Raw genomic sequence first — 12672 nt, forward strand, 5'->3', positions numbered from 1 at the left:
GGCCATCGGTGCGTTCGGTGGCCTGGTCTACGGAGGTGTGTGGATGCGGCTCGCGGTGATCCCAGGTGACGGGATCGGGCCCGAGGTGGTCTCCGAGGCGCTCAAGGTGCTCGGTGAAGTAGCACCGACGGCGGAGATCACGAACTACGACCTCGGTGCCGCGAGGTGGCACTCGACGGGGGAGCTGCTCCCCGAGTCGGTGCTCGGCGAGCTGCGTCAGCACGACGCGATCCTGCTCGGCGCGGTCGGCGACCCGACGGTGCCCAGCGGCATCCTCGAGCGCGGCCTGCTGCTGCGCCTGCGCTTCGAGCTCGACCACCACGTGAACCTGCGCCCGGCGCGCTTGTACCCGGGCGTGCGCGGCCCGCTGGCCGACGCCGGTGAGGTGGATATGGTCGTGGTGCGCGAAGGCACCGAAGGCCCGTACACCAACAACGGTGGCCTGCTGCGCAAGGACACCGAGCACGAGGTCGCCACGGAGGTCAGCGTCAACACGGCGTTCGGCGTCCGCCGCGTCGTCGCCGACGCGTTCAACCGCGCCGAAGAGCGGCCGCGCAAGCACCTCACGCTGGTGCACAAGACCAACGTGCTCGAGTACGCCGGGTCGCTGTGGTCGCGGATCGTCGAGGAGGTCTCGCTGGAGCACCCCGACGTCACGGTCGCGTACTCCCACGTCGACGCCGCCACGATCCACCTGGTCACGGACCCGTCGCGCTTCGACGTGATCGTCACCGACAACCTCTTCGGCGACATCATCACCGACCTGGCGGCCGCCGTCACCGGCGGCATCGGTCTCGCGGCCAGCGGCAACCTCGACATCACGCGCCGCAACCCGAGCATGTTCGAGCCGGTCCACGGCAGCGCGCCCGACATCGCCGGCCAGGGTCTCGCCGACCCCACCGCCGCCGTGCTGTCGGTGTCGCTGCTGCTCGACCACCTGGGCCACAAGGAGGCCGCGCGCCGCATCGAGGCGTCCGTGGCGTTCGACCTGGCCACGCGCGACCAGGCGTCGCCCGGCACCACCCAGGCGATCGGCGACCGGCTGGCCGCGCTCGTCTCGTCGAACGTGCGCTCCGTCAGCTGACGTTCTCGTAAGGAACCCCCGCCGCGGAAGCCGGTCGAAATCCGGCGCTGACCCGCAACGGTAGGCCCGCGGTCTGCACTCTTCGCAGACCGCGGGCGAGCCCGACACCGGCGGTGGTTCTCGCATCACCCTCGTCCCTCCCGTCGCGGTCTACGGGAGACGACACCCCCTCCTCTCCTTGGCGTGGCTGCCGTCTTCGTTGTGTGGACCCTTGAGCAGATCGGGTCCTGCCGGTGCCACCTCCGAAGTTCTCGTCGTCCGACGGTCCGGACTCCTCGCCGTCCTTCCCTGCGGCTTCCGAGGGATCGCCTCCGGAATCGTCGCTGTACGGCGATTCCTCACCCGCCGGCCCGGGCCTGACCGACTCGCCCCCGACGGGGCCGACACCGGTTTCGCCACTCGACGGCCACTCCGAACGCGGCGACGGGACTGTAGACGATTCGCCGCTCGCGGGATCCGGCGCACGCGCGTCTGATCCGCTCACCGGGAACCCGGACACAGCGCCCCGGGCTTTGCCAGCGGACGGCGAATCCTCGCTAGAAGCGCTCGCCCCGGTCAGCTCGCCGTTGCCGGGGTCGCTATCGGTGTCGCCGTTCAGCGGCGAACCCGACCGAGCCGCTGATGATTCGACTCGGGCCGGATCCGACGTCGCCGAGCCCGGTCCGCCGGCCGGATCCCCGAGCGCGTCGCGCGAGGCGTCGCCAGTGGGTGGCGAATCTTTGCGCGGCGGCTCCGTCTTGGCTGACTCGGCTTTGGTCGAGCCGCCCGATGGCGAATCCTCGCTTGGCGTTCCCGCCCCGGGTAGCTCGCCCGCGCTGGAGTTGTCACTGGCGTCGCCGTTCAGCGGCGAGTCCGGTCGTGGCGACAAAGCCGCAGCTAGTTCGTCGCCAGCCAGGCTCGACGCCGAAGCGTCGGGTCCGCCAGCTGGAGCTCTGGACGCGCCGCTTCGGCCGTTGCCGTTCAGTGGCGAATCGCGTGCCTGGCCTCAATCCGCTGGTGGAAGCGATACCTCGCGAGCGGCGAAACCCCAGCGGACCACACCCGAGCTACCGAAGCATAGACGCGTCGGGCCCATCGTGGTCGGTCTGATCGTGGTTTTGCTGCTCTCCATTGTCCTGGCAGTCGGTATCGGGACGGTAGCCGTGCCGATCACCCACACGTGGGAATTTCTGCGCGCCGGCCTCTTCGGCGGCACGATCCGCGCGGACGACGTCGGCCAGTACCGGATCATCTGGGACATCCGGCTGCCGCGGGTGGTGCTCGCGGTCGTGGTGGGCGCGGGGTTGGCGACGGTGGGCGTCGCGATCCAGGCGATGGTGCGGAACGCGCTCGCGGAGCCGTTCGTGCTCGGCATTTCGTCCGGGTCGTCCGTGGGCGCGGCTGCGGTGACATTGTTCGGGGTGTTCGCCTCGTTGGGCATCTATGCGCTGTCGGCGGGCGCGTTCCTGGCCGCGCTCGCCGCGACGGTGATCGTCTACCTCGTGGCCCGCACGCGGCAAGGCCTCACGCCGCTGCGGCTCGTGCTCACCGGCACGGCGTTGTCCTACGGGTTCTTCGCCGTCACGACGGTGCTCGTCTTCCAGGCGCCCAACGGCGAGGCCGCGCGTTCCGCCCTGTTCTGGCTCCTGGGCAGCCTCGCCGGCGCCAACTGGGGCTCGCTGCCCGTCGCGGCGGCCGTCGTGGTCGTGGGCATCGTTCTCCTTCTGGCCCTGGCCGGTCGGCTCAACGCGTTGGCCATGGGCGACGAAGCGGCGACGACCCTCGGCGTCGACGTCGCCAAGCTGCGGGCCGTCCTCTTCGTCGTCTGCGCGGCGATGACGGGTGTGCTCGTGGCCGTCAGCGGGGCGATCGGCTTCGTCGGACTGATCCTGCCGCACCTCGTCCGGCTCGTGGTCGGCGCCGATCACCGGCGAGTGCTCGCCGTGGCACCGCTCGCCGGCGCGGTTTTCCTCGTGTGGGTGGACGTTGCCGCACGGGTGCTCGCCGCGCCCGAGGAACTGCCGATCGGCGTGCTGACGGCGGCCGTCGGCGTCCCCGCGTTCCTGCTGCTGATGCGGCGGCGCGCCTACGTGTTCGGAGGTGCGTGAATGGACCTCTCGCTCCGCGGTGTCAGCGTCGAGGTGGCCGGTCGCACGATCGTCGAAGACGTCACCCTCGAAGCCGCGCAAGGACGGTTCGTCGGTTTACTCGGTCCGAACGGCAGCGGAAAATCCACCACTCTGCGCGCGGTTTACCACGCGCTCAGGCCTTCACATGGCGCGGTGCTGCTTGACGGCCGGCCGATCGAGGGACTTCAACCGCGTGACCGGGCGCGGGCAATCGCTGCCGTCGCGCAGGAATCCCACACGGAGTTCGACTTCACCGTCGCGGAGGTCGTCGCCATGGGCCGGCTGCCGCACCACGGCCTGCTCGACCGCATGACCGCCGCAGACCGGCGCGTGTGCACGGCCGCCCTCGAGCAGGTCGGCCTGGCGGACTTCGCCGACCGCGGCGTCCTGACGCTTTCGGGCGGTGAACGGCAACGCGTCCTCATTGCGCGCGCCCTCGCGCAGGAGCCGCGGATCCTCGTGCTCGACGAGCCCACCAACCACCTCGACATCCGCCACCAGCTGGAGATCCTCGCCCTCGTGCGGCGAAGCGGCCCGACGGTGCTGGCCGCCCTCCACGACCTCAACCTCGCCGCCGCGACGTGCGACACCGTGCACGTCCTCGACGGCGGTCGCCTCGTCGCGAGCGGAACGCCCGCGCAGGTGCTGACCCCCGATCTGCTGGCCGAGGTGTTCAGCGTGCGCGCACACGTGGTGACGCACCCGGCGACCGGCCGGCCCCAGCTGTTGTTCGACCGGCTCGAGTCCGAGGAGGACAGTCATGCGTAAGACGGTCGCGATGGTCCTGGTGGCCACGCTCTCCGTGACCGGCTGTGGCGCCCAGGTGTCCGAAGGGGACAGTGGCGCCGCGCCGGCGGGGTACCCGGTGACAGTGACCAACTGCGGCCAGCCGCTCACGTTCCGAAAGCCACCGTCGCGAGTGGTCACCAACGACATCGGCATCACCGAGCTGATGTTCGCCCTCGGCCTCGACGACCGGATGGCCGGTTACGTCGTCGACAAAGGACAGTCGGGCGGCGTCGCGTCTTCGCCGTGGAAAGCCGATTTCACGAAGGTGCCCAAGCTCGCCGAGAAGATCAACCGCGAAGTCGTGCAGGGCGCCGGCGCCGACCTGGTCTTCGCGGGGTGGAACTACGGGTTCTCCGAAAGCACGGGCTTCACCCCCGACACGCTCGCGCAGCTCGGCATCCAGAGCTACCAGCTCACCGAAGCCTGCCGCAACGGCGTCGGCAAGCAGCGCGGCATCATGCCTCCGCTCGACGCGCTGTACACCGACCTGCGCAATCTCGGCAAGATCTTCGGCGTCAGCGACCGCGCGGAGAAGCTGGTGAAGCAGTACAGCGACCAGGTCGCAGCCGTCACGAAGGCCGTCGCCGCTCAGGGGCAACGGCCCAAGGTGTTCCTCTACGACGACGGCCGGGACCAGCCGTTCACGGCCGCCCGCAACGCCGGCCCCGACGAGATCATCACCAAAGCGGGCGGCACCAACATCTTCTCTGACGTCGACGACAGCTGGACCACGGTCAGCTGGGAGGCCGTCGTGCAGCGCGCGCCCGATGTCATCCTCATCAACGACTACGGCGGCGAGGTCGGCACCGTCGCCGACAAGGAGAACTTCCTTCGTTCGCAGCCCGGCCTGCGTGACATCCCGGCCGTGAAGCAGGGCCGCTTCTTCGCCCTGCCGTACGCGGCTTTGGTGGAGGGCCCACGAAACGCTTCGGCGGTGCAAGCATTCGGCGCGTACGTGGCCGGTCTGCCCCGTTGATCGGCTTCCAGGAAGTGGGAAGCTCCGCCCGGCACTTGGATGCCGGGCGGAGCTGTGGCATCATGCAAACCATGACCGCCATCTCGATCATTATCGCCGAGCGCGCCGGATAGACGCTCCACAAGAGCTTCCGGCGCGCAACCTCTCGCACCCATGCGGGAGGTTTTTTGTTGCCAGAAACAGGTTCTGCCCCGCCACAAGGAGACACCGTGACCCGCACGGAGCCCGCCGAAACGCCCCTCGGTGACGCCTTCCATCTCTACGACACGACCCTGCGCGACGGCGCCCAGCGCGAAGGCATCACGTACTCCGTCACCGACAAGCTCGCCGTCGCCAGGCTGCTCGACGATCTCGGTGTGGGCTTCATCGAGGGGGGCTGGCCGGGCGCGTTGCCGAAGGACACGGAGTTCTTCGCGCGGGCGGCGAAGGGCGAGCTGGAGCTGAAGCACGCCGCGCTCGTCGCCTTCGGGTCGACGCGCAAGGCGGGCACCCGCGCGTCCGAGGATCCGCAGGTCCGCGCACTATTGGACGCGGAAGCGCCCGTGGTCACCCTGGTGGCGAAATCCGACCTCCGACACATCGAACGCGCGCTGCGCGTCGACGTCGACGAGGCGTGCGCCATGGTCCGCGACACCGTCGCGTTCCTCACCGGCGAGGGCCGGCGCGTGTTCCTCGACGCCGAGCACTTCTTTGACGGGTATGCCTTCTCACCCGACACCGCACTGCGAGTGCTCGACGCCGGCGCCAGTGCCGGCGCGGACGTCCTCGTGCTCTGCGACACCAACGGCGGCCAGCTGCCGCTCGGCCTCGCGGAAATCGTGCGCGAGGTCAAGGACAAGACCGGGTTCCGCTTGGGAATCCATTGCCAGGACGACACTTCCTGCGCCGTGGCGAACTCCGTCGCCGCGGTGCAGGCCGGCGCGACGCACGTCCAGTGCACCGCGAACGGTTACGGGGAGCGGGCCGGCAACGCCGACCTGTTCGCCGTGACGGGAAACCTCGTGACCAAGCTCGGAATGGAGGTCCTCCCGATCGGAGGTGCCGCCGAGCTCACCCGCGTCTCCCATGCGCTTGCCGAAATCGCGAACCTCGCACCCGACACCCACCAGGCCTACGTCGGGTCGTCGGCCTTCGCCCACAAGGCGGGGCTGCACGCGAGCGCGATCAAGGTGGATCCGTTGCTGTACAACCACATCGATCCATCTTCAGTCGGCAACGGCATGCGGGTACTGGTCACGGAGATGGCCGGCAGGGCCAGCCTCGAGCTCAAGGGACGTGAACTCGGGGTCGACCTTGCCGGCCGGCCCGAAGCGCTGACGAACGCGGTGCGCAAGGTGAAGGACCTCGAAGCGGAGGGGTGGTCGTTCGAGGCTGCCGACGCGTCGCTGGAGTTGTTGCTGCGCCGTGAAGTCGAGGACGTGTCCGGTGAGGAGCCGGTGACGCCGCCGTTCCGCCTGGAGTCCTACCGCGTCGTCCTCGACCACCGGTCCGACGGCGAGGTCGTTTCGGAGGCGACGGTGAAGGTCCACGTGAACGGGCAACGCGTCATCGCGACGGCCGAGGGCAACGGCCCGGTGCACGCGATGGACGCCGCCCTGCGGGAAGCACTCAGCCCCCACCTGTCCTGGTTGGACGCGGTGGAGCTGTCCGACTACAAGGTGCGCATCCTGCCGTCCAACCCGGGCACCCACGCGGTGACCCGTGTCCTGCTCGAATCCAGCGACGGTGAGCGGGAATGGACCACTGTCGGTGTGCACGGGAACATCGTGGAGGCGAGCTGGATGGCGATGTGCGACGCGCTCGTCCACAAGAGCCTCACGGCTCGCGTCTGAGATCGGCGGCTCCTTTCTGCCGGGTTCGTCGGTGGGCTGTGTCGATGGGCGGTGTCGGGTGGGCTTCGTCGATGGCTGTGCTGCCAGGTTGACGCATCGGCGGCGTGGACGTCGAGGATTTCCGGTGAGAAAGCGGGCGAACGGACCTCTCGTGCACCTCGCGGCGATCGATCCGCAGGTCGCGGCCGGCATGAGAGGCCCATTCGCTCCGGGGCGGCGCGAAGTGACCGTTCGCGCCGCCGGGGTCGAGCGTCTCGGCGGCGGCGTACGTAGACTGACCGGGTGCGTCTAGCCCGTATTGCTCATCCCAGTGGTGGTGTCGCGTTCGCTTCGATCGAGGGCGAGGGCGACGACGCCCAAGTCCTGGAGATCGCCGAGCACCCGTTCGGCCAGCCGAACTTCACCGGCAAGCGCTGGCCGCTCGCCGACGTCCGCCTGCTCGCGCCGATCCTGCCGTCGAAGGTCATCGCCGTCGGCCGGAACTACGCGAAGCACGCGGCCGAGTTCGGCAACGAGGTGCCCGCGGCGCCGATGTTGTTCATCAAGCCGTCGACCACGGTCATCGGCCCGAACGTGCCGATCCGCCGCCCACGTGACGTCGGTCGCATCGACTTCGAGGGCGAGCTGGCGATCGTCATCGGCCAGCCGGTGAAGAACGTGTCCGCCGACCGCGCGGCGAGCGCGATCCTCGGCTACACGGTGGCCAACGACGTGAGCGCCCGCGAGCTCCAGAAGTCCGACGGCCAGTGGGGCCGCGCGAAGGGCTTCGACACGTTCTGCCCGCTCGGCCCGTGGATCGAGACGTCGATCGATCCGTCGGACCTGGCTCTGCGCAGCGAGGTCAACGGCGACGTCAAGCAGGACGGCCGCACGTCCGACCTCGTGCACAACGTGCCGGACCTGGTCGAGTTCGTCTCGGGCGTCATGACGTTGCTGCCCGGCGACATCATCCTGACCGGCACCCCCGAGGGCGTCGGCCCGATCGTCGACGGCGACTCGGTCTCGATCACCATCGAAGGCATCGGCACCCTGACCAACCCGGTCCAGGACATCTGACTTCGGTTCGACCCGAGGCCCGCCGGCCGCTCGCCCGTGAATGGCGACGGTCGGTGGGCCTCCGTATTTCCGAGGTGGTGACTGAGGCCACCGGCTCGTGTTCGGTTCGGCTTTCGCCGTTGGGTGGCGATGTTGCCCTGGCCCTCCGCTGTGGGTTGGTGCTGTTGCCGCTGAGTGGCGAACGGGTGGATCGGCAGGTGGGCTACCGGTTTTCGGCGGGTGGCCGTGGCAACAGCGGGTGTCGCCACTCAATGGCGACGCTCGGCGATCAAGCTTCGCGGTTCGGTCTGGCGGGGCGTCGCCTCTCAACGGCGACGGCTTGGCGGGCGGGGAAAGCGGTCGCTGCGCTGGGAGTCGCCCGGTGACCAAGCCGCGCGGCGGGGGTGGGGGTGGGCGTTACCGCTCAGTGGCGACATCTTGGCCGGCGGGGGACAGCGGTCGCTGGGCTGGGAGTTGCTCAGCGACTCAGCTTCGCGTCGAGGTCGCGACGGTGTCGCCGCTCAGCGGCGACACTGTGCTCTTCGGGAAGGCGAGACGCTCGCTCGGAGGCGTTGGACGATTGAGCCGGGATGTCGCCGAGCTTGGTGACGATCTGGTGATCGCACCTCGCAGCGTGGGCCGGGCCGGTGTTGCCGTTCGGCGGCGACGCCCTGGTCGGCTGGGGAAGGGTGTGCTGTGCTCGGCGGTCGAGTCGCGGTGGGTGGTGTGGCTGGACGTTGCCGTTTGGTGGCGACGCCCTGGTCGGCTCGGGAAAGGGGTGTTGCGCTTGGCGGTCGAGCTGCGATGGGCGGTGTGGCTGGACGTTGCGGCTTGGTGGCGACACCGTGGTTGGCGATGGGAGCGGCGGCGAGTTTGGTGTCGGCGTGGCGATTGAGCTTCACGGCACGGTCGGGGAGCAGTAGCCGCGCACTGGCGATGGCTCTGGCAGTGAGTGGAAGTGGGGCGGCTGGATTGGTGTCGCCGTTTTGTGGCGACGCGGAAGTTGGCGGGTGCACGTCGCCGTTGGGGCGTGGAGTGGATCGGCCTTGCCGTTGTGTGGTGGCGGTTCAGTGAGCTGGTGTTCGGCGTCGCGAAGCCGACGGGGGTGTGCACGGGAGTGCCGCCACGCATCGTGATGCGCGGCGGCAATTGGGTTGTGGTTGTGGCCCAGGCGGTTGGGGGCGGCCTTGTTGCGTGGCTTGGTCGACGTGGCGAGGTCGTGTGGCAGTTGCCCCCGAACGGCTATTTCTTCCCGGCCGGTTCCATCGCGCGCCGGGCGAAGGCCGGGGCGTGTTCGGGGCGGAAGCCCAGGCCCAGCAGTCGCGCGGGGATGTAGGCGAGTTTCGGGAAGCGCGCGAAGAGGGCGATGAGTTGGGGAGGCGGGCCGTCGCGGTGGCCGGCCATGACGGGGCGCATCACGGCGCGGTGGAGGAGCCGTTGCAGGGTCTGGACGGCGATCGTCGGGAGTAGGCGGCGGGTGCGGACCTTCGCGAGGTCGGCTTGCGAGGCGGGGCCGCGGAGGAGGGGGTCGGCCAGGAGGGTCGCGGCGGCGACGGCGTCCTGGACGGCGAGGTTGATGCCGACGCCGCCGACGGGCGACATCGCGTGGGCCGCGTCGCCGATGCAGAGGAGGCCGTCGGCGTGCCAGCGGTGCAGGCGGTTGAGGCGGACGTCGAGGAACTTGATGTCGTCCATCGTCTCCAGTTCGTCGACGCGGTCGGCGAACTCGGGGCAGACCTCGACGACGTTGCGGCGGAAGTGCTCGATGCCGGCGGCACGCAGGTCTTCGCCCTTTGGCGCGAGGTAGGCGATTTGGTAGTAGCCGTTGCGGGGCAACGGCACGGCGAACCGCCGGTGGTTCATGCGCGGCATGAGCATCGAGCCTGCTTCGTCTTCGTGGCGGGAAAGTCGGAACCACCAGACGTCGAAGGGGCAGTCGAACTCGCGCGGCTCCAGGCCGGCCGCCCGGCGCGCGAGCGACCAGCGCCCGTCGGCGGCGATGACGAGGTCGGACTTCAGCTCGCCTTCGGTGCCGTCGGCCGTGCGGTAGCGCACGCCGGTGACGCGGCCGCGCGAGCGGAGGAGGCCGGTCATCTCCGTCTCGAGGCGGAGGGTGAACGTCGGTTCCTTCTGAGCCGATTCGGCGAGCAGGTTGAGCAGGTCCCATTGCGGGACCATCGCGATGTAGGGGTGTGGAACGTTCAACAGCGACAGATCGGCGAGCTTCATGAGACCGCCGTCCTGAGTGGGGAAGCCGGCTTCCCGCAACTCGCTGTGCGGGATGGCGTCGAACTTCTCGCCCAGGCCGAGCTCGTCGAGCAGCGTGAGGGTGGACGGGTGGACCGTGTCGCCGCGGAAGTCGCGCAGGAAATCGGCGTGCTTCTCCAGCACGGTCACCTCGACGCCCGCCCTCGCCAGGATCAGGCCGGCGACCATGCCCGCAGGTCCGCCGCCGACGACCACGCAGCGCGTGTGCTCGGTCATCTGACTCATCTCCTCTTTTCATCACCCGTTGAATAATCTCAGGATGCACCCGCGCCGGGTCGCACGTCAAGTGGTCGATGTGTCACGGTGTCGACTGTCCAAAGAGGACGCGCGCGCGTGAGGAGGTCGCGCGTTCGCGCGCGGTTTCGTGGCAAGGTGGCCGCTTGAACCGTTTCACTGGCATCGCACGAATCGGTTCACTCACCCGGTTGGCCGGATTCCCGTGTCGTAACCGGATCAACACTTTCCACGCACTGGGAGTAGACGCGGTGCGCCGGATCAGTGGAGCGGCAATCACCTTTTTGGCCGCGTTGCGAACGCGGCGAGTGCCCTAGCCTCACTGGGTGGATTTCGCCGTGGCACCCCCGACCCCTTCGCGAACCGCCCCTCCGGCACCTGTCGGACCCGAACCGTGGGCGCCTCCGGAACTGCGTCTGGTCTGCCTCGACATCGATGACACGTTGATCGACTGCACCGCGGCGATCCGCGTCAGCCTCCGCGCGCTCACCGGCCGCAGCGACCTCTGGCCGTTGTGGGACTTGATCACCGAGGAGCACGTGGCGCTGGTCGTCGCCGGAAAACTCGGGTACGAGGTGATGCACCACCGTCGCACCGAATGCTTCCTCGCCGAACTCGGTATCTCCGCGGATTCGGCGCAGGTGACCGCCTTCGAGGCGCGCCGGCGCGACATTCTTGCCACGTCGTGGCAACTGTTCGACGACGTGCTGCCCTGCCTGGAGTGGCTGCGCGCGGCGGGCCTGCTGCTCGCGGCCGTGACGAACGCCTCGGGCGCGCACCAGCGTCGCAAGATCGCGGACCTCGGGCTGGCGCCGTTCTTCGACCACGTGGCCATCGCCGGCGAGATCGGCGTCGCGAAGCCCGACCCTGTGATGTTCCACTCGGTGTGCCTGGGCCTGGGCTGTGACCCGGCGCAGACCGTGCACGTCGGAGACAAGCTCGACACCGACGCGATCGGCGCGTACGACGCCGGCCTCGGAGCCGTCTGGCTCGACCGCGACGGGACCGGTCGCACCGGCGAACGCGCGCCCGCCGGTGTACACACGGTCACAACCCTCGACGAGCTGCCTGAGCTGCTGGTTTCCGAGTACGCGACCGTCGGCGTCCCCGCCCAGCGCGCGGCGGGGACCCCCGCTGCGCAGGTGCGCGGCAGCGTGCTCTAGTATTTCTCTCCGTGCGGTGCTGAACCGGCCGAGCCGGGAAAGCGCCTCACTGGGGTATGGTGTAATTGGCAGCACGACTGGTTCTGGTCCAGTTAGTCTAGGTTCGAGTCCTGGTACCCCAGCTGCGGAGAGTGACCCCCCTGCAGAGCGAGAAATCGGCTCTGGTAAGTTCTCTCCAGCAAGAAAACAGAATAGCTCCCCGGAAACGGGGAAAGATCCTAAGCCCCCGTCGTCTAGCGGCCTAGGACGCCGGCCTCTCACGCCGGTAGCGTGGGTTCGAATCCCATCGGGGGTACAGATAGTCGCCACCCAGGTTCCGCAGTTGCGGAACCTGGTTTTTTGGCATTTCTGGGGTTGGTTTCGGGGTTTGAGTGGGGCCTGCGGGTCTGTGTGGGTGGGTGTCTACACGGGACTGTTTGTGGCGGTGGGGTGGTGGCCCGGGTCTTTGGGTTCGGAGGGGCTGACCGCGGCGGGGTGGCGGGGGATGGCGATGTACGTGGTGGGTCGTGCGGGCGCCGGAACTGCGCTCAGGGGGACCGCCGGAGCTTGTTCTGCGACGGGCGTGACTCGGGTAGCGGGGCAGGTTCTGGGCGCAGCTTCGAGTTATTGATCTGGGGGAGCGGCGGCCTTCGGGGTCGCTGTTGTTTCTGGTGAGGGGTCCTGGTCGGTTTTCGCCGGAGCCGGAGCCGGAGCCGGAGCCAGCTCCGGCTCCGGCAACTGGGGCTGGGGCTGCTCGGCTGGACGAGTGCCGGTAGGCCGGTCGGTGCTGGGTGCCAGTGCTGTGGGCAGGGACCCGGGATAGGTGGTGTCGCAGGGGTGACTTGAGTGCGAAGCGGGCCGGTGGGTTCGTCGACGGGCCGCTGATGTGTGGAGCGGGGACTCGGAGGAGGCGGTGCTGCCGGTGTTTGGCGTGGGCAATCGGCGTGCGAGGCCGTGCAAACGGGGCCGGTCGAAGCTGGGTGATGGAGGGGAGCGGGGCGGCCGCGCTGCTGTGGTGGATGGTGGCGGCGTAGGCGTTCTGCGGGGGATGCGGCTGAGGGGGAGCGGCCGACGCTGTTCGCTGATGCGTGGGAGCGGGCTTCTGGCAGGCCCTTGCTGACGCCCGAGTCGATGAAGACCTGCGGAAGCCAGCCCATGACCACGTAGGCGATGAAGGACTGCAGGCCGAAGAAGATCGTGACGA

General features: G+C 69.1%; 8 protein-coding genes, 2 tRNA genes and 1 riboswitch. Of the genes, 9 read left to right on the forward strand and 1 reads right to left on the reverse strand.

Annotated elements, in window-relative coordinates:
- Nucleotides 1-43 precede the first annotated feature (43 nt).
- The 6 genes from AB0878_RS12820 to AB0878_RS12845 all read left to right on the forward strand — a co-directional run bounded on the left by AB0878_RS12820 (nucleotide 44) and on the right by AB0878_RS12845 (nucleotide 7845).
- Nucleotides 44-1084, forward strand: coding sequence for a 3-isopropylmalate dehydrogenase (locus AB0878_RS12820; RefSeq protein ID WP_366579334.1), 1041 nt, complete (start codon nucleotides 44-46; stop codon nucleotides 1082-1084).
- Nucleotides 1085-1109: 25 nt separating this feature from the next.
- A riboswitch (cobalamin riboswitch) is annotated at nucleotides 1110-1192 on the forward strand.
- A 965-nt stretch (nucleotides 1193-2157) separates the two neighbouring features.
- A complete protein-coding gene (locus tag AB0878_RS12825) occupies nucleotides 2158-3171 on the forward strand; it encodes an iron ABC transporter permease (RefSeq protein ID WP_366579367.1) in 1014 nt (337 codons plus the stop codon).
- The gene (locus AB0878_RS12830) at nucleotides 3172-3960 is read left to right on the forward strand and encodes an ABC transporter ATP-binding protein (protein ID WP_366579336.1); all 789 of its coding nucleotides are present in this window, start codon (nucleotides 3172-3174) and stop codon (nucleotides 3958-3960) included.
- Nucleotides 3953-4957 carry an ABC transporter substrate-binding protein gene (locus AB0878_RS12835; RefSeq protein ID WP_366579338.1) on the forward strand — a complete coding sequence of 335 codons (1005 nt, stop codon included), beginning with the start codon at nucleotides 3953-3955 and terminating at the stop codon, nucleotides 4955-4957. Before AB0878_RS12830 ends, AB0878_RS12835 begins: the two co-directional genes overlap by 8 nt.
- 209 nt (nucleotides 4958-5166) lie before the next feature.
- Complete coding sequence (cimA, locus tag AB0878_RS12840) at nucleotides 5167-6789, forward strand: citramalate synthase (protein WP_366579340.1); 1623 nt, start codon at nucleotides 5167-5169, stop codon at nucleotides 6787-6789.
- Between the two features lie 282 nt (nucleotides 6790-7071).
- Nucleotides 7072-7845, forward strand: coding sequence for a fumarylacetoacetate hydrolase family protein (locus AB0878_RS12845; RefSeq protein ID WP_366579342.1), 774 nt, complete (start codon nucleotides 7072-7074; stop codon nucleotides 7843-7845).
- 1221 nt (nucleotides 7846-9066) lie between these two features.
- Here the strand turns inward: AB0878_RS12845 and AB0878_RS12850 are convergent.
- Nucleotides 9067-10308 (reverse strand): FAD-dependent oxidoreductase, encoded by a 1242-nt coding sequence (locus AB0878_RS12850; RefSeq protein ID WP_366579344.1) that lies wholly within the window; start codon nucleotides 10306-10308, stop codon nucleotides 9067-9069.
- 344 nt (nucleotides 10309-10652) lie between these two features.
- Between AB0878_RS12850 and AB0878_RS12855 the strand changes: the two genes are divergently transcribed.
- The 3 genes from AB0878_RS12855 (at nucleotide 10653) to AB0878_RS12865 (ending at nucleotide 11784) form a co-directional block, all read left to right on the forward strand.
- On the forward strand, nucleotides 10653-11489 hold the full coding sequence (locus tag AB0878_RS12855) for an HAD family hydrolase (protein WP_366579346.1): 837 nt from the start codon (nucleotides 10653-10655) through the stop codon (nucleotides 11487-11489).
- A gap of 50 nt (nucleotides 11490-11539) precedes the next feature.
- Nucleotides 11540-11611, forward strand: a tRNA-Gln gene (locus AB0878_RS12860).
- 100 nt (nucleotides 11612-11711) lie between these two features.
- Nucleotides 11712-11784 (forward strand) — tRNA-Glu (locus AB0878_RS12865).
- The last annotated feature ends 888 nt before the right edge of the window (nucleotides 11785-12672 follow it).

This window comes from Amycolatopsis sp. NPDC047767, from assembly GCF_040704195.1.
Lineage (GTDB): Bacteria > Actinomycetota > Actinomycetes > Mycobacteriales > Pseudonocardiaceae > Amycolatopsis.